This is a genomic window from Pedobacter sp. (assembly GCF_965227205.1).
Classification (GTDB): Bacteria; Bacteroidota; Bacteroidia; order Sphingobacteriales; family Sphingobacteriaceae; genus Pedobacter.
Window position 1 is genome coordinate 918146 of sequence record NZ_OZ245727.1, and the last position, 18450, is coordinate 936595.

Annotated in this window: 15 protein-coding genes and 4 tRNA genes; 6 read left to right on the plus strand and 13 right to left on the minus strand. The window is 35.2% G+C overall.

From position 1 onward, the window contains the following. Window positions 1–60 precede the first annotated feature (60 nt). The 5 genes from ACO05K_RS03910 to ACO05K_RS03930 all read left to right on the plus strand — a co-directional run bounded on the left by ACO05K_RS03910 (window position 61) and on the right by ACO05K_RS03930 (window position 3022). A complete protein-coding gene (locus ACO05K_RS03910) occupies window positions 61–555 on the plus strand; it encodes a DinB family protein (RefSeq protein ID WP_421943159.1) in 495 nt (164 codons plus the stop codon). A 65-nt stretch (window positions 556–620) separates the two neighbouring features. Continuing rightward, the gene (locus tag ACO05K_RS03915; RefSeq protein ID WP_421943160.1) at window positions 621–1022 is read left to right on the plus strand and encodes a hypothetical protein; all 402 of its coding nucleotides are present in this window, start codon (window positions 621–623) and stop codon (window positions 1020–1022) included. A gap of 66 nt (window positions 1023–1088) precedes the next feature. After that, window positions 1089–1466: a DoxX family membrane protein gene (locus ACO05K_RS03920; protein ID WP_421943161.1), complete on the plus strand. Its 378-nt coding sequence runs from the start codon at window positions 1089–1091 to the stop codon at window positions 1464–1466. Between the two features lie 100 nt (window positions 1467–1566). Then, on the plus strand, window positions 1567–1998 hold the full coding sequence (locus ACO05K_RS03925) for a DUF2147 domain-containing protein (protein ID WP_421943162.1): 432 nt from the start codon (window positions 1567–1569) through the stop codon (window positions 1996–1998). A gap of 7 nt (window positions 1999–2005) precedes the next feature. Further along, entirely contained in the window at window positions 2006–3022 is a 1017-nt protein-coding gene (locus ACO05K_RS03930; protein ID WP_421943163.1) for a WD40/YVTN/BNR-like repeat-containing protein, read from the plus strand. Between the two features lie 3 nt (window positions 3023–3025). On the opposite strand, the gene ACO05K_RS03935 is transcribed toward ACO05K_RS03930, so the two are convergent. From ACO05K_RS03935 to ACO05K_RS03985, 11 genes are all read right to left on the minus strand, one after another. Continuing rightward, a complete protein-coding gene (locus ACO05K_RS03935; RefSeq protein ID WP_421943164.1) occupies window positions 3026–4600 on the minus strand; it encodes a hypothetical protein in 1575 nt (524 codons plus the stop codon). 11 nt (window positions 4601–4611) lie between these two features. Continuing rightward, complete coding sequence (locus ACO05K_RS03940; protein ID WP_421943165.1) at window positions 4612–5463, minus strand: dienelactone hydrolase family protein; 852 nt, start codon at window positions 5461–5463, stop codon at window positions 4612–4614. Between the two features lie 74 nt (window positions 5464–5537). Beyond that, complete coding sequence (locus ACO05K_RS03945; RefSeq protein ID WP_421943166.1) at window positions 5538–6542, minus strand: phosphotransferase enzyme family protein; 1005 nt, start codon at window positions 6540–6542, stop codon at window positions 5538–5540. Window positions 6543–6599: 57 nt separating this feature from the next. Beyond that, window positions 6600–7697 (minus strand): efflux RND transporter periplasmic adaptor subunit, encoded by a 1098-nt coding sequence (locus ACO05K_RS03950; protein WP_421943167.1) that lies wholly within the window; start codon window positions 7695–7697, stop codon window positions 6600–6602. Between the two features lie 10 nt (window positions 7698–7707). After that, the gene (locus tag ACO05K_RS03955; protein WP_421943168.1) at window positions 7708–10980 is read right to left on the minus strand and encodes an efflux RND transporter permease subunit; all 3273 of its coding nucleotides are present in this window, start codon (window positions 10978–10980) and stop codon (window positions 7708–7710) included. Between the two features lie 12 nt (window positions 10981–10992). After that, window positions 10993–12378, minus strand: coding sequence for a TolC family protein (locus ACO05K_RS03960; RefSeq protein ID WP_421943169.1), 1386 nt, complete (start codon window positions 12376–12378; stop codon window positions 10993–10995). A 170-nt stretch (window positions 12379–12548) separates the two neighbouring features. Then, complete coding sequence (locus ACO05K_RS03965) at window positions 12549–12959, minus strand: SRPBCC family protein (RefSeq protein WP_421943170.1); 411 nt, start codon at window positions 12957–12959, stop codon at window positions 12549–12551. Between the two features lie 101 nt (window positions 12960–13060). Beyond that, complete coding sequence (locus ACO05K_RS03970; protein WP_421943171.1) at window positions 13061–15643, minus strand: PAS domain S-box protein; 2583 nt, start codon at window positions 15641–15643, stop codon at window positions 13061–13063. 159 nt (window positions 15644–15802) lie between these two features. Then, the gene (locus ACO05K_RS03975) at window positions 15803–16555 is read right to left on the minus strand and encodes an SDR family NAD(P)-dependent oxidoreductase (protein ID WP_421943172.1); all 753 of its coding nucleotides are present in this window, start codon (window positions 16553–16555) and stop codon (window positions 15803–15805) included. A gap of 171 nt (window positions 16556–16726) precedes the next feature. Then, window positions 16727–16810 (minus strand) — tRNA-Leu (locus tag ACO05K_RS03980). 49 nt (window positions 16811–16859) lie between these two features. Then, window positions 16860–16932 (minus strand) — tRNA-Gly (locus ACO05K_RS03985). A gap of 248 nt (window positions 16933–17180) precedes the next feature. Here ACO05K_RS03985 and ACO05K_RS03990 point away from each other — a divergent pair. After that, window positions 17181–18092 (plus strand): alpha/beta fold hydrolase, encoded by a 912-nt coding sequence (locus tag ACO05K_RS03990; protein WP_421943173.1) that lies wholly within the window; start codon window positions 17181–17183, stop codon window positions 18090–18092. A gap of 114 nt (window positions 18093–18206) precedes the next feature. Here ACO05K_RS03990 and ACO05K_RS03995 read toward each other — a convergent pair. Together ACO05K_RS03995 and ACO05K_RS04000 are read right to left on the minus strand one after the other, a co-directional pair. Continuing rightward, window positions 18207–18290 (minus strand) — tRNA-Leu (locus ACO05K_RS03995). A gap of 49 nt (window positions 18291–18339) precedes the next feature. Continuing rightward, window positions 18340–18412, minus strand: a tRNA-Gly gene (locus ACO05K_RS04000). Window positions 18413–18450 lie beyond the last annotated feature (38 nt).

Consider the following 18450-nt stretch of genomic DNA (forward strand, 5'->3'; position numbering starts at 1 on the left):
TATTTCTTAGTGATTAATATACTCGTAACTTTAATTATTGTTTAACCAAATTACATCATTATGAAAACGAAACCGATTACTGAAAAATTATATGGACTAATTGTTTTGTATGAAATGCATACCGATTTTTTAAAACGAGCATTGGATGGAATTGCAGAAAGCGATGTTCAAAAGCGTTTGGATACGAAGGCAAATCACATTGCGTGGATAACTGGAAGCGTTGTTGATGGACGTTACTACTTGGCAAAATCTTTCGGTTTAGATTTAGAATCTTCAACATTAGAACTTTTTAAAGATAATCACAGCATAATTGATGATGCAAAATATCCGAGCATAAATGAGTTTCTTGAAGATTGGGATAATGTTTCAGCTAAATTGGAAGAAGCTTTAGTAAATGCTACCGATGAAAAATTGAACGAGCCAATAGAAATGCCAGGAATGAAAATGACTTTGTTTGATATGATTTCGTTTACAATTTATCGCGAAGCGAATTGTATTGGACAAATTGCGTTGTGGAGAAGGTTGTTAGGTTATAAAAGAATGAATTATATGTAATTAAGATTTTTAAATCTTTTGAAGCAAAAAAATGTTTTTTATACTTTTTCCTTTAAAGATGAATTATGAATGAGCTAAGCCCTTTTATTGGTAGATGGAAAACATCAGGCAAAACTATTGATGGCAAAAAAATTAATGGAACCGATATTTACGAATGGATGGATGGTTCAAAATTTGTGATTCATACTGTAGATGTTTTAATTGGAAATGAACGTGTAAAATCAATGGAAATAATAGGGCAGGGCGAACATAAAAATGAGTTTACCAGTTATGCTTTTGATAATAATGGAAGTACGAATATTTCTATCATGTACTTTAAAAATAACCAAATCACTATCGTATCAGAAAGAGAGCGTTTTAAAGGTGAGTTTAAAGCAATGGGTAAAATAATTGAAGGGAAATGGGAAAAACCTTCTGATAAAGATTGGGAATATTTAATGGATATCAGGCTTGAAAAAGAAGTTTGAGTATGTACTGGATACAATCAATAAAATAAAATTTTATTATTTTTAATAAACTAAACTAAAAACTATATGAAAATTGCGGTTATTATTATTAGAGTGCTTTTAGGTGCTATGTATCTTTTCGCGTCGGTAAGTTATTTTTTAAAATTGATGCCAGAAGCACCACAAATGTCGGCAGACCAAACTACTTTTATGGCTGGAGTAATGGTTACTGGGTATTTAATGCCATTAATTAAAGTTACAGAGCTTGTTGGTGGCATACTGCTTATTTTTAGTAGAACTGCGCCACTTGCAGCAATAATTGTTTTCCCGGTTACCTTAAACATATTCCTTTACCACGCATATTTAGGCCCTAAAGAATTGCCGATGGCAGCCGTAATGCTTTTATTCAACTTGTTCCTGTTTTTTGCTTATCGCCAAAAATATTTACCTATCGTTTCAAAGTAATTTTATTCAAATAAAAACTTTCTCATACTTTTTTGCTTTATTATTTGTTTGGATCAAAAGGTCAAATTATTATCTTTAAAAACACTAAATAGAAATCGATATGAGAAAATTCCCTATTTTAATGCTACTTTTTGTGGCACTAGCAACAACTACGTTTGCACAAAATAAAGATGCCATTGTGGGTAAATGGTTAAATCCATCTGGCGAAGGACAAATTGAAATTTACAAAAAAGGCGATAAATACTATGGTAAATTAGCTTGGTTAAAAGAGCCTAATTTAAATGGTAAACCAAAGGTTGATGCAAAAAACCCAACTGCAAGTTTGCAAACCCGACCATTGTTAAACTTAGAAATTTTAAAAGATTTTGTTTACGATGATGGTAAATGGACCGATGGTACAATTTACGACCCTAAAAGCGGAAAAACTTACAGCTGTAATATTTCGCTTAAAGGTGCCGATGTAATGACGGTTAGAGGTTATATCGGAATCTCATTATTGGGACGTTCGGAAAGTTTTAAACGAGTGAAATAATAAAGAAATGAAGAAATTAATATGGTGCCTAATATTGGCACCTTTTTTTTGCGCTGCGCAGAATTACAATCTTAAACCACTGAACGAAAATACTAAAACCAGCATCCGTGGCTTAAGTGTAGTTGATGATAAAATTATTTGGGTAAGCGGAAGTAATGGAAGAGTTGGCAAAAGTTTAGATGGTGGTTCTACTTGGGAATGGATTGTTCCAAAAGGTTATGAAAAACTTGATTTTAGAGATATTGAAGCCTTTAATGAGTCAGAAGCGATAATTGTAAATGCAGGCAGTCCGGCTTATATTTTAAAAACTGTTGATGGTGGTAAAAGCTGGCTTGAAACCTACAAAAATACCGACACCGCAATTTTTTTAGATGGTTTGGCTGTTTGGGATAAGAAGAAAGCAATCATATTTGGAGATCCAATCCACAATAAAATGCAGTTGTTAAAATCTGTAAATGGAGGAAAGTCCTGGAAGAATATTTCTTCAAAAATGAATCCATCGTTGGTTGTAGGCGAGGCAGGCTTTGCAGCAAGTGGCACAACCATTAAAACACTTCCTGATGGAAAGGTTTGGATTGCAACCGGAGGATCGGTTTCTCACATTTATCACTCCAAAAATTATGGTTCAGATTGGGAAGTATTTAAATGCCCAATTTGGCAGGGAGAAGCTTCAACAGGACCATTTTCTATAGATTTTTATGATTCAAAAACAGGTGTAGCTGTTGGCGGAAACTACGTTAAGGATAAAGATAATAGCAATAATATCGTTTTAACGAATGATGGAGGCAAAACATGGAGGAAACCTAAAGTTCCTGTTTATGGATATCGTTCTGCAGTAACTTATATTAATGCTCAAGCCTTAATAGCTACAGGAACTTCTGGTACAGATGTTTCTCAAGATGGTGGAGAAAGTTGGACTCACATTTCTGATGTAAGTTTCAATTCTGTGCAAAAAGCTAAAAATGGAAATGTTGTTGTTTTAGCCGGTAATAAGGGATTTATCTATCGATTAGAGGTAAGATAAGCTTTATAGTTTCTCAACAAAAATTGGTGTTTCGGTTACCTTAACTATTAGTTTACCATTTTTAGTACTGACTGTTTGGTGTAACATTTCACTTTTGCCAACTTGCAAACTATGGATAATGGCTTGCTTCGAGTTGCCTAAATTAAGCTGATAATTAGCTGTTCTTCCTGTTTGGTCTGGAATTGTTAATACGTAAATTTGTTTTATTCCCTTTTTATATAAATCTACAATTGGCTCGTTGCTTAATGTTGCAGTGTAAAAAAAATCACCGATAAGTTTTTTTGTTTGCAGCATGTAATCTGCTGATGGTCGGGGTTTGAAATCATCATGAAAGCCAGATGAACTGTATTGTCCGGTGCTTTCAATATCTCCGGCATCATCAAGCATATAAAACATACAACGTGAAATTCCATGGCGAGCGTACAGGAGTGATGTTCGTAAGTTCCAATCTGCCTGAGTAATTTTTGATGATTTTGATTTAATTGGTAAAGCACCTTGAGGGGTTTTACCAATATCATATCCTGTTTCAGTAACCCAAACTTCTATACCTGGAGCACGTTCTTTAGCCATTTTTATAAACTTATCGGCCACCTTTCCTATATCAGAAAGTTCTGGAGCAACACCAACTGTAGCTTCTTTGCCTGTTAAAAAACTATTGTTAGAGTACAGATGATAATTAATGACATCAAAACATAGGTTAACCGTTCCATTAGCTTTTAAACCTCTATTCTTTCTGCACCATTCAATCATTTTTTCTACAAATTCAGGTTCGGCGACACCTAAGCCGCCCATAACAACCTGCATATTTGGGTCTGCATTTTTCACTCCAACATTTTTTCCCAAAGTCCCTTTGTGCCCATCATAAAATGCAGACATATTTGCTGCATATTCTTCGGGTGTTTGTTGCGCCTTTTTTCCTCCCCACCATTTATCCGGTTCGTTATTACATTCTACATATTTTATTAAATTTAAACCAACTAACTGAGTATTAGCATCATCGCCATTCCAGCGTAGCGTTGTATCAACCGAAATTAAAGATTTGTTAATAATTTGATTTGCCCCATATCTTGCAGCAAACTGAAAAGCCATTTTTGCCTGAATTATATAAGATTGAGGTTTACTTTTATCATAACCATATGGAACTGGTGTATTATCATCACCTTGTTCTGCCTTAGGGTAACTAGAAACAAACCACTTAGAAACATTCTTTATACAAACGAGTACTTCAATGTTTTCATCTTTTAATCTTTTGTAAATAACATCATAATATGCACCACCATTATGTGTTGGATTAAAAGTATATTTTCCAGGTTTATTCTCCATTCTGGCCCAATCCAAATAATGCCTTACTCCACCAAATGATTTTATCAATGCCATCCGTTTCTCATCAATTACACTCGATGAAACTTTTTCATCAACAAAATCCCATTCAAAAACATTAACACCTAAATATTTTTTAAAGGGAATAGTAGATGGATTTTTGGAAGCATTTGAAATTTGAACTCTATCTGGAACATAATTTTCCTGACAAGAACAAATAAATAAAATACTTATTATAGCACAGAGAAGATGCCTCATGAAAGCTGTTATTATGATAATTTACTTTTAAATAAATCCATAGTTCTTTGCCAAGCTAGTTTTGCAGCAGCTTCGTTATACCTTGTTGGTGAGGTATTATTGTTAAACGCATGATTTACGCCATCATAAATGAAGATTTTATAATCGATTTTACCTTCCTTCAAAGCAGCTTCATAAGCAGGAATACCTGCGTTTATACGTTCATCTAAACCACCATAGTGCATCATTACACTTGCTTTTATTTTAGAAACATCGGCTGTATTTGGTTGTGCTCCATAGTAAGCCACAGCAGCCTGCAGTTTTGGGTCGTTAACAGCTAGTTTGTTCGACATTCCACCACCCCAGCAAAATCCCATACAGCCAACTTTCCCGTTACCGTCTTTATTGCTTCTTAAATACTCTAATCCATTTAAATAATTCTGAAGGTTTTTAGCCGGGTCGAGTTTACCGATTAATTCTCGGCCTTTATCTTCATCGGTTGGCGTTCCGCCGAAAGGCGATAGTGCATCAACACCCAAGGCAATATAACCTTCTGCGGCAACGCGTTTGGTAACATCAATTATATGTGGATTTAAACCTCTGTTTTCGTGAATAACAAGCACAGAACCTAATTTTTTCTTTCCTTTTGGTTTGGCCAATATGCCTTTCATGTCACCATCAACTCCAGGAAAAGTAATTTCTTCGGAGGTAATGTCGTCACTTTCAAAACCTGCTGCCGAAACATAATTGTTCTCTAAAAGAGGTAAAACAGTTAATGCCAAAGCCGTGCTTCCAGTTATAATGGCCAGCTTTTTCATAAACTCTTTTCTGCTAAGTTGGCTATGGGTATATTTATCGTACAGGGTGATGATTTTCTGATCCATGATGTGATAGTTTTAGATATGAAGCTAATATAACATTCTGATATTGAATTATAAAGCTTAAGGCAGGGTTTATGTTAAGATGAAAAATCACAGTACATTTCTACCCATTTTTTTATTAAATCTATTCGACGTTTGGTGTATCGAGGTGTTAAGAAGGCATTCGACCAATCATCATAATTATCATAAAAAAACTTCAAGAAGAAAATATGAAAAGTAATGCCTAAATAGGGGATAGCTTTGATCTCATCATCACTTAATTTTTTTACACTTTGATATGCATCTAAAAATAAATTAAAATCTTTTTCTGCTTGCTCAATCGTAGTTAAATTATTTAAGGTATGGAAGAAAAAATGATTTAGAAAAGTCATTAAATCATTAATGAGATAACCTTTTCCAGCGAAATCAAAATCAAAAAATGTGATTTTTCCAGCCTCTTCAAAGTGAAAGTTTTTAGGGAAGAAATCGTAATGGCAAATTCCGATGCTGAAATTTTCAGTGTCAAACGCTTTAAACTTATTTACTACTTTGGCTGCTATTTCTTGCAGATATGAAAATTCTTCAGGCATATCGATTAAGTGTGGCTTAAGCGATTCCAAAGGTTCAAAAAGTGTAGTTTGGAAATTAAATTCGTGTCTGTTCTTTAAATTTATTTGGCTCGTTGTTTGGTGGATTTTTGCGATGGAAACTCCAATGTTTTTTAACTGCTCCTGATTCAAATCGTGAATTACCTTACCTTCAGCATAACTAAATAATACACCGTTTCTAGTTCCTTCAATTGCATTAAACTGCTGAATGAAATGACCAGAAGTATCTTCAATTGGAAATGAAATAGAATGCCCTTCATTTTTTAAAATGTTCAAGAGCCTTACCTCATCTTCAATTTCGTTTAATTTTCTATGCGAATCGCGATAGATTTTGAAGATAAATTTCTCAGTTCCGTTTTCTAAAATGTATGTATCACTTACATTTCTAATCAATAATCTACAATTGAAACCAGTTAAATTATAGCTATTCGCAATGTGTTTGTTAAGTGCACTTGCAGATAAAGTAGAATATTGTGCTGGAAAAAAATCTTTCATTTTGAAATAGATGTTCTTCCAAAAATATAATAATAAATTTTAGCTATGGGTAAGCAATTAAAGTTTTATTACTGAACCATCATGCATTTCTTCAGTTGGTTCTTTTACTAAAAGATCGCCTTCTTTCAAATCCCCGAATATTTCTACCTTATCATCTGTTTCTCTACCTTTTTTAATTGCTACTCTAACGGCTTTGCTGTTTTCAACTTTTAATATGTACAATCCTTCGCTGGTATCTAACAGAGATTTTTTTGAAATGATAAAGGTGCTGGAATTAGCAGGTAAAGGAATATTGATTTCTGCAACCATACCTGGAAGTAGAGTTTTAGATGTATTCGGAACATCCATTTCAACTCTTTCAGCACGTAATCTTAAATCCAACGCACCTGATAGTCGTTTAACTTTTGCAGTAAAAGTTTTACTGGGGATAGATTTAACGGTAAAGTTTACTTCATCGCCTTGCTTTAAATAACCTGTATATACTTCTGGAATGGAAACAGCCAAACGCAGGTTTTTCTGATCTTGTAAAGTAAACAATGGCAACTCTGAACCTTTGCCCGATGGACCAACATATGCGCCTAAATTCACATTTCTGGCTGATATAATTCCGCTAAATGGCGCTCTAATCTCAAGGTAATTTTGTATGGTGCCAACTTCTTTGAAAGCTGCTTTTGCGGCTTCAAGCTGTGCTAAATCGGCGTTTCGTCTTGCTAAAGCCTGGTCTAAATCATTTGTAGAAATGGTTCCCGGCGTTTTACTGGTTTCGTATAAACGGTTGTAATTTGCTTTACTTGCAGTATAAACAGCTTCTTGCGCTTTTAATCTTGATCTAGCGGCAGAAAGCTGAGCATTCATTTCAGGAGCTTCTAAAGTCATTAAAAGTTGTCCTTTAGTAACTTCAGAACCAATATCGGCTTTTAAGGTTCTAACGAAACTGCTTATTTTGGCATATAAATCCACTTGTTGCAATGCAATGAGTTCGCCGGGTAAAGTAATCTGAGTAGAAAGTTTTTCTTTTTTTAAGTTGAATGTGGCAATCTTAGCCTCAGGTTGTTTTTTCTCCGCCTTTTTTTCTGAATTGTTGCAGGCAGTTAAGCCGGATAACAAAACCATTGCCGAACCAAAAAGTAATTTCGAATATATATATGTTTTCATTTATCGTTTGTTAAGCGTTTTCTTTTAAACCTTTAATGTAATGTGTACTTTCTTCATCTTCCGGATCTAGCGAAATAGAATCTGTTGTTTCTTTGCCCTGAACCCATGCAAAAACCAGCGGTAACACAATTAACACCGCAAATGTTGATGCTAATAATCCTCCAATTACAGCTCTGCCTAAAGGAGAAACCGCTCCACCACCTTCTCCATGCCCAATAGCCATTGGTAACATTCCGGCAATCATCGCAATACTGGTCATAATAATTGGGCGTAATCTTAACGCAGCCGCTTCTCTGGCAGATTCTAAAGCATTTCCGTTAACTTTTCGTAATTGCTCTGCATTGGTAATGAGTAAAACCGCATTTGCGATTGAAACCCCAACAGACATAATTATGCCCATGTAAGATTGAAGATTGAGTGTTGACCCGGTTATGGTTAGCAATAAGAGCGAACCCAGAATTACAGCGGGTACGGTTGCTAAAATTACCAATGGAACTTTAAATGATTGAAAGTTCGCTGCGAGCATTAAAAAAATCACTACGATTGCAACCAATAAACCCGATTGTAAACTATCTAAAGTTTCTGTTAGTACCTTACTTAATCCAATTGTTGCCACATTTAAGCCTCTTGGTAATTCGCCTAAATCTTTAATGGCTAATTTTACATCTTTTGATGCTGTACCCAAATCGGTTTGATAAAGATTAGCGGTTACCGATAAGAAAGGCATCGCACCAACATTATCGTTCTCGCCATAAGTTGTATCCGGAGTAATTTTAGCAACATCACTTAAAACTGGTCTGGCTGCATTTTTTAATAGTGGAATTTCTCCAATATCATCTTTATCAGTCATTTGATTCAATGGAACCTGAACTTGTACACTGTATGGAAGCGATGCTTTTTCATCCAGCCAAATGTTTTTATCCGTATAACGGGATGAAGAAGTGGATGCAATCAACGACCTTGAAATATCTGCCATGTCTACACCAATTTGAGCAGCTCTGGTTCTATCAATATCAATATTTAACGATGGATATTTTATTGGTTGAGCAATCTGAACGTCCCTCATGTAAGGGATTTCCTTTAATTCAGCCAATATTTTATTTGCGTACTTCTCGTTTAATTTTTTGTTCTTTCCAGTGATTCTAACTTCTATTGGTGTTGGCGAACCCTGACTTAAAACTTTATCTGTAAGTTCGATTGGTTCAAAAGAAAGCTTAACATCTGGTAAAACTGTTTTAATTTTACCTCGAAATTCATCTTTGAAATCGTCCATATCACCTTCGAAATCTTTTAGGTTAACCTGAAAAACAGCCTCATGCGGTCCGGTCATGAATAAATAGATTGGATTTACCGAGAACTGTGCAGGGTGTTGCCCAACATAAACTGAGGAAATACCTACGTGCTCTTCTCCAACCATTTTCTTCAGTTCTGCCAAAACTACATTTGCTTTTTCCTCGGTACGTTCTAAACGTGTTCCATCGGGCGCACGAAGCCGCAATTGAAATTGACTTGAATTTACTCTTGGCAGAACATCTCTACCAATATTTGCCAATAATAGGGCAGCGGCACCAATAATTAATACCAAATAAATTAATACTACAGATTTCCTGTAAGGTAATATTCTGTCGAGAAAACGCATAAACCGATTTCTGAACCTATCAAAAAAGCCAATTTTACCATCTGATTTATCTGTTGATAATTTCTTTTGATTTAATGTATTCTTTTCAGATTCAATCGGGATTCCGCTTTCAATAAAATCAGCTTCATCCTGCGTAATTCCGGGATGATTTGTTGACCCTTTTTTCGGATGCGCAACCATCAACCAATTTGCCATTATTGGCACAAAAGTTTGCGATAAAAGAAACGACACCACCATAGAAAAACCTATCGCTAAAGCCAAAGGCAAAAAGAGTGCACCAGGTATTCCTGTCATGGTAAAAGCTGGTGCAAAAACTGCTAAAATACAAAACAGGATGAGTAATTTTGGAAAAGCGATTTCCTTACAGGCATCCCAAATGGCAAGTGCCTTCGGTTTACCCATATCAAAATGCTGATGGATATTTTCGATGGTTACGGTAGATTCATCAACCAAAATACCGATTGCCAAAGCCAAACCACTTAAAGTCATGATGTTTATGGTTTGACCAAATAACTTCAAAAATAAAACCCCGGCAATTATCGATGTCGGAATAGTCAAAATTACAATCAACGCAGCTCGTTTATCTCCGAGAAAAAGTAAAACCATTAAGCCGGTTAAAATGGCACCGATTGCACCTTCGCTAATTAAACTTTTTACGGCATTAATTACATAAACGGATTGGTCAAATTCGTAAGAAAGCTGAACATCTTCTGGTAATGTACTTTGAATATTAGGCAGATTTTTCTTCAAATTTTTAACAACATCCCAGGTAGAAGCATCGCCAGATTTTGCAATGCTTAAATAAACTGAACGTTTACCATTAATTAAGGCATAACCAGCAACTAAATCGGCTCCATCTTTAATTGTCGCAACATCTCTAAGCTGTAAATTTTGAACACCACCTTTAAACAGTGGAATGCTTTCAAAGTCTTTAACTTTTTTAATCGTGTAGTTTGTAGGGGTGATGTAGTTTTTGTCGCCAATCCGAATGTTACCCGATGGTGCGGTTTGGTTGTTTAATCTGATCGCTTCTACAATCTGATCTACCGTTAAATTATGCGATCTAAGTAGGGAAGGGTTAACATTTATCTCAATTGTTCGCGGACTACCACCAAACGGAGCCGGAGAAAGTAAACCGGGAATGGCCGAAAAACTTGGGCGTACAAACGTATTTGCTAAATCCTGCAATTCGTTATTTGAACGTTTAGGGCTACTTAAAACGAGTTGCCCAACCGGAAGAGAGGAAGCATCGAACCTAATTACAAATGGTGGTTGTGAGCCTGGAGGAAATATTGCTTGTGCCCTCGTAGATAACGCACTTAATTCGGCGGCGGCTTGCGCCATATTTGTGCCTTCGTAATAGGTTAATTTCATCAGCATTAAACCCTGCGTGTTTTTGGTTTCTATGCTTTTAATACCATTTGCGAACAGCAAAATGTTAACATATTGCTTGCCAAAATAGGCTTCCATTTGGTTTGGCGTATAACCACCAAAAGGGTGCGCAATATAAATTACTGGCAAGTTCATTTGCGGTAAAATATCAACCTTAATCTGATTGATTGCACCTATACCAAAAAAGAATAAACCTGCTACTAAAACGAGTATGGAAATGGGTTTTCTTAATGCGAAACGGATTAGATTCATTTATTTTTGTTCTTAAAATTCATTCAGAAATAACTCGTAATTACCTAGTGCTGCAGATTTAAGCAGTAAAGCTTGCCAAACATTTGTGTATGCAATATCTCTATCCGTTTCAGCTCTGTTTAGGGTGAAAAGTGCCTGCGTTAAATCAACAATTGTGGTTAAACCATTTTTATAAAGCACGCTTCTTTGCAGATAGGCGTCGGATGCAGCTTTGACCTGTATTGGTGCTTCATTATAATTATTTAATGCGTTTTTTAGCTTCGCCTCTGCCAATGCAAGTTGTGCATGTAATTGCTGGTCAACAAGTTCATACTCATTTTGTAATCCTTGTGTGGTAAATTGTTGTGCCTTAACTTGTGGTCGGTTTTTTAATAAAGTGCTGATGTTCCAGGTCATTCCAACGCCAAGTAAATAATTTACCCTTGTTGGATTAATACCATCAACGTAACTTCTTGAAAATGCCGTTTGATCTAAAAGATAGTTAGAGCTAAAGCCAGAGCCTCTGCCTTGTGTAACTCCAAAGAATGAAAATGTAGGATAGTATAACCTTTTGAAGTAATTAACTTGTTGCTGGCTAACATCAATTCTATTTTGATAAAACTTTAATATTGGATGTGAACTTTTTAAAGTGTCTGCAAGCATATCAGAAGGGATTCTGGTTATTGCTGCGGTATCTAAAATGAAACTTGTTGCTGTAACACCCAATAAAACACCCAGGCGATTGGCTTGTTCTTGCTCAACATCTTTTGCTTTTGTTAAAGCAATTTTTGCATTTGAAACTTCTGCACTTGCAAATGAAGAATCTACGCCTGCAATTAAACCATTTTTAGCCCTTACAACTGCCGTGTTTTTAAAAGTCAAGGCTCTTGATAAATTCTTTTCCTGAGATTTTGTTAAACGCTGGGCTGCCAGTAGGTTTAGGTATGCTGCGGTAACTCTGATTTCGTGCTGAAATTTCTCTTGTTCTAAATCATTATTATCTCTTTTATAAACCGCATCAGCAACTGCAATTCGCTGTTTTATTCTACCAAAGGTGAAAAAATCCCAGTTTATATTAGCCAGATAAAGTGAGCCGAAAGCTGCATTCCAGTTTTGACGTTCCAAAGCCGGACCAGATGATGCTGTACCCAATCCCAAACCATACAAAGGACCATTTTGTCCGTTAACGGTTCCATAATCTTGTTGAGCAATTAAGGTTAGATTTGGAAGATATTCTCTTTTGGCTTGTTGGATGATAGACTTGGAAGCTTCAGCATAATTATTTTTTGCTTTAATGGTTCCATAATTTGATAATGCAGTATTTACAGCATCTTTAAGGGTTAAGATTTGACCTTTTGCTTCTAATAATCCGGTAAAAAATAAAAATGAGATGAGATATAAAAAGGATATACGTGGCATAGTGTATAATTTACACACAAATGTAAATTATGAAAGCAATATCCTACTATTTAAGTCAAACCAATTGTTATTAAAATCAAATAATAATCATATTGTTACTTAAAATGGGGGAGGTTTTTCAACTAAAAGATTCTTAATGCTTCAAAAAGAATCTTTTAGTTAGAATTTGATTAATTTTCTTCAGTGTATTTCTTGAAATTATCTAAAATAGATTGCCATCCTCCACGTTGCATTTCAATTGGATTTTGATTTTCAGGGTCGAATGTTTCTGTAATTTTAGTCGTATCGCCATCAGCTTCAAAAACAATTTGTACTGTTCTTCCATCAGCCAATGCGTACTCTATTCTTTTATGCGTTTCTACATTTATGTAAATTCCTTCGAAATCAAAACTCACACTGCCATCTTTAGCAGCCATTGTTGTTTTAAATTTTCCGTCGGTTTTTAAATCATTTTCAGCATAAGGTGCATGCCAATCGCTAGCAGCAAATGTCCATTTTTTAATGTGATCAGGTTCGCTCCATAAAGTCCATACTTTATCAACCGGAGCATTAATTACCGATTCAACTGTTATCTTTTCCATATAGATTAATAAAATTTATAGTATAAAGTTATACTAAGATTTCGTAATTGAAAAAGGTTAAACCAGCCGATTTTAGGGGTACTTTTAGAAAATGCTTATTTTTAAGCTAATGGAATTTCAAAATAGAAAGTAGAGCCTTTTCCAATTTCACTCTCTACGCCGATTTTTCCGTTATGTCGCTCAATAATTTCTGAGCTGAGGTAAAGGCCAATACCAAAACCAGATATAGTGTGGTGTTTACCAACCCTGTAATATCTGTTAAAAAGCTTATCAACGTCTTCTTTATCAATGCCAATTCCATCATCAGTAATACTTACTAAAGCGTAGCCATCTAAAATTTCACATCTAACATCGATGTCAGTACCAGAAGGTGAATATTTTACGGCGTTACTTAGTAAATTAGATACCACACTTCCAATTTTATCTCTATCGGCATTAACCATAATGGGTTGTGAAACAGATAGATTAATTTTATGGGAAAACTGAACCAAATCGCTTTCTTCAACAAGTTCTTTAATTAGCTCATCAAGTTGAAAATCACTCTTTTCTATTAATAATTTACCAGATTCTAAACGAGAGACATTTAAAAAGCCGTTTATCATTACGGTCATTTTCTTTACCTGGTTGTAAGTTCTGTTTAGTGCTGTTAATGCGTAAGAATCATCATTTTTTTTCGCTCTCGAGTGCAAAACCTGTACAAAACCACTTATTGCGGTTAAAGGTGTTTTAAGTTCGTGGCTAACCATACCAATGAAATCATTTTTTCTGATTTCATCTTTCTTTAATTCTGAAATATCTACACTTGAGCTTATATAGCCGGCAAATTCTCCATTTTTATTAAACCTCGGACTACCTTTTGCTAAAAGCCAGCTGTAATTTCCCTCTTTATCTAAAATCCTAAACTCACCCGTAAACGGCGATGTATTTTTAAATGCTTCCAGATAAATTTCTATATATCTGTCTCTATCTTCTGGATGAATCAAATCTGCCCAGCCATACTTTAATAAATCTTCCATACTACGCCCGGTAAGTGTAGTCCATGACGTATTAAAGTAAGTGGCATTGCTGGTTTCATCGCCCACGGCAATAAAAACATCAGTTGCTTCGGCCATATTTCTAAACCTGGATTCGCTTTCTTCAAGTGTATGGCGATATTCTATCTCAGGCGTAATGTCTAAAATAACGCCAAGAAAGCGAGCAACTCTGTTATTTGATTTTGGAATACTTTTACCAACTACGCGTACCCATTTTATTTTATTTGTGGTGCTTTGTAATATTGGGTACTGCACATCAAATGGCTGTTTAGTTAATAGAGCGTTATCACGGGCTTTTTCTATAACAGGCAAATATTGAGGAACAACAGTGTTGATGACATCTGCCCAAGTAATTTTTCCCTTTTCTGGCAAGCCATAAAACTCTCTGGCCTTTGCAGAAATATCGAATTTACCTGTTTCAGGTTCAATACTGTAAATACCTAAATTACCCGAAGCTAGAGCCAATCTTAAACTTTCTTCAGTTTCAGATAATTCTTCATTTTTAAGAAAAAGACTTTCCTGTGCTTCTTGTAATTCCTCGTTGGTAGTTGCTAATTCTTCGTTCGTTGCAGAGAGTTCTTCGTTTGATGCTGCAAGTTCTTCAGTTGTTGCTTGTAATTCAACTTCACTTTGTTCTAGCTGTTTTCGGTTTTTAACCTTATCAGTGATATCATTTACAGTAGCTAGGATGTATTCTACTTCACCGTTTTTATCGAAAATCGGGTCATAAGAGAAATCGACATAAATTAAATCCATTTCACCATTTTCGTAAGATATATCAACCGGTACTTCTGGCATTGCAATTCTCTTACCTGTTTCAAAAACCTCAGCTAATAATTTTGGAAATCTTTGCTGTTGCAATTCTGGGAATACATCAGTTATCTTTTTACCAAGAACATTTTCTAGTTTTCTTTGCCAGATTTTAATCATCGGAGGATTAGGATGTTCGATAATTAAATCTCGGCCTTTGAGCAAAGTCATTGCAACATTCGTGGTTTGAATGATGTTTTGCATTAACAACCTGCTCGATTCCAGGTCTACAGTTCGTTTTTCTATTCTGAGCTCTAATTCGTCATTTAACGTTTGCAGTGCTCTTCGAGATAAAGTTAGCTCTTCATTTGTACTCAGCAGATCTTCTAAATTGGCCTGTAGTTCTTCATTAGATGCAGCTAATTCTTCATGAGTATCTGCAAGTGCTCTATTGAGCTTATGCTCTCGCTCTAACGACTCGTTAAGTGCATTTTTACCTAAAATTTCATCGGTAATATTATTGGTTGTAACCAGTAAATATTCTACTTGTTTATTATCTATTACCGGAACAATTTCAGATTGCCACCAACTTGTTTTCGTAGATTTTAAATCATTATCAGGTATATTGTATTGAAAAGAGGGAAGATTAACGATTTGTTTCGTTTCAATCGCTGAAATTAATCCATCAATTAAAACTCTACTATCTTGATTATCATCATCAATTGGAAATGCCTCAATTATTTTTAATCCTTTTATATCTCTGGTTGTTATATAAGTAGCTTTTTTAAACTCTTCATTATAATCCAGGATATGAAAATCGGGAGCATCAGCGGCAAGTATAATTCTTGGAGCCTTATTATTAAAAATTGCTCTAAAAAGTGGAGAATTTAATTGATTCATTAATGGGGATGATTCTTCTTCTTATTTGCACGAATATAACAGGTTACAAGTTTATTTGTTTATGTTTTTTGCGTTTAAATTTATAAAATCCATTTTACAAATTAGTTAGTACAAAAAAAGCTCTGGATTTAAATCCAGAGCTGAATAATTAATATAACACTAAATGGCTGTATAACCTCCGTCGGCTATGATGTAACTTCCTGTAGTAAATGATGATTTATCAGAACTTAAAAATGTAACCAAATCGGCAATTTCTTCAGGTTTACCCAATCTGTTAATTGGACTTTTTGATGCTATTGCATCTTGGGCAGCTTTGTCTAAGTTTGCCGAAAGGAGTGGAGTTTCAATATAACCTGGCCCAACTGCATTGCATCTTATATTTTTTGTTGCATATTCTGCAGCAATATTTTTAGTTAAACCAACCACGGCATGTTTTGAAGCCGTGTAAGCCGGACTATTTGGCGCTGCAACTTGGCTATGTATAGAGGCAATGTTTATAATTGAACCACCGCCATTTTTCTCCATTTGTTCTAACTGATACTTACAGGCATAGAATACACCATTTAGGTTTAAAGCAATTACCTTATCCCATTCTTCTGGTTCGTATTTACCTGTCGGTTTTGCTGGTCCGCCCATACCAGCATTATTGCAGGCAATATCTAAGCGACCGTATTTTTCAACTACAGCATCAACTAGTTTTTTATTTTCATCAGCTTTTGATGAATCTGCTTTAACAAAGATGGCTTCACCACCGCTATTTTTAATTAAACTAACAGTTTCTTCGCCATGCTCATCGTTAATATCTGCAACAACAACTTTTGCACCTTCTTTTGCATAGTTAATGGCAATTGCTCTTCCAATACCTGAGCCTGCTCCCGAAACAACGGCTACCTTATTTTCTATTATAGACATGATATTTTATTTTAATAATTGAATAAATAACGGAGATAGAAGGAGAATGTTTGTCAGCGAAAAGTGTTTTAACAAACATTTAACCCAGGTAATAATTAAGTTATGTTTAGGGATTTTAGAACATAAAAAAGCCATCATTTCTGATGGCTTTAGTTTCGATTTTTTTTGAAGTACTCGGGGCGGGAATCGAACCCGCACGCCTTTGAAAGCACAGGATTTTAAGTCCTGCGTGTCTACCAGTTCCACCACCCGAGCAGGCGATTAACCTTTTAAAATAAATGCTTTCTGGTAGGAAAACATTTAGAGCGAAAGACGAGATTCGAACTCGCGACCCCGACCTTGGCAAGGTCGTGCTCTACCAACTGAGCTACTTTCGCAAAATAATACAGTATGTCGTATTCCTTTGGGGTTGCAAATATAGAAATATAAATTTTGTTTTAAAATAAAATTTAAAAATAATTTTAATTGTCCATCAGTTACTTTAAATTCATAAATTATCTTCTATCAACGAATACCTGCTGAAAATTAATGATTAAATATTTAAGCAATCATTTGCATGTAAATTTGATAGTATGCTTCAGTAAAGAAATGAGTTGAAGTTTTTCTAATTTTAAATTTATAAATAATGAAAAATCATATGATAAGGATGCTATTCTCTTGGTGTATTATTATATTTTCAACGGAATTGTTTTCGCAAGAAAAATTAGTTGAAGTCAATGGACATAAATATAATGTATTTGTTTCTGGGATAGAAAAGCGAAAAGCAAATGCTCCAGTCATTGTTTTTGAAAGTGGGATGGGAGTTGATCTTGGGAATTGGAAGGGGATGATAAACCAAATATCATCGTTTGCCCCAGTTTTTGCTTATGATCGTGCTGGAATAGGCAAAACAAATAAGATTTTCAAAATGCCCACTATTAGTTTTGTTGCAGAAAGTTTGCATGAAATTTTAAATAATCTAAAGATTGAGCCTCCATATTTATTAGTCGGACATTCATTAGGTGGTGTCTACATTAGAGCATTCGCTGGTTTATACCCAAAGGAAATTTCAGGAATGGTATTTATAGACCCTGCAGATTTTACTGAAACAAAAAAGGATTGGAATGACATTTTTAGAAAAATGGGTATCCCGGAAAATAAAATCGAAGTCATGCTACATAACAGGCTCTATCAACCTGTTCAGAAAGTTGATTCTTTGAACTTTGGTCCATGGAGTGAGCGGAGGGTTTTGAATGAATTACGTAAAACAGATTTTGCAGAGATTACCAGTTTGCCATTACCCTCTGTACCATTACTTTTTTTTGTGGGTGGAAAATTTGAAGTGCCAGTTGCGCAAAGGAGTAAAGATTATGACCATGAACTTTTTTTTCATATTAAAAATTCTTCCAATATGGAAAGATGGAGGAGATTAGTTCATTCCTCTGGAAAAGCAGGTGGCCTATTTTATCTTTCTTCGGCAGGTCACTACATTCATTTTGACGATGAAAGAACTTTAGTTGATAATATAAAAATCTTATATGATAGGATTGAAAAATAAGTTATTTCTTGCTCTCTGAAAATTAAACAAAACAAAACAAAACCAGATTAGAAGAATATGCTAACAAAAAAAGCCATCATTTCTGATGGCTTTAGCTTCGATTTTTTTTTGAAGTACTCGGGGCGGGAATCGAACCCGCACGCCTTTGAAAGCACAGGATTTTAAGTCCTGCGTGTCTACCAGTTCCACCACCCGAGCAGGCGATTAACCTTTTAAAATAAATGCCTCCTGGTAAGAAGGCATTTAGAGCGAAAGACGAGATTCGAACTCGCGACCCCGACCTTGGCAAGGTCGTGCTCTACCAACTGAGCTACTTTCGCATTAACAAAACCGATATGCTGTTTCGTTTTGGTGATGC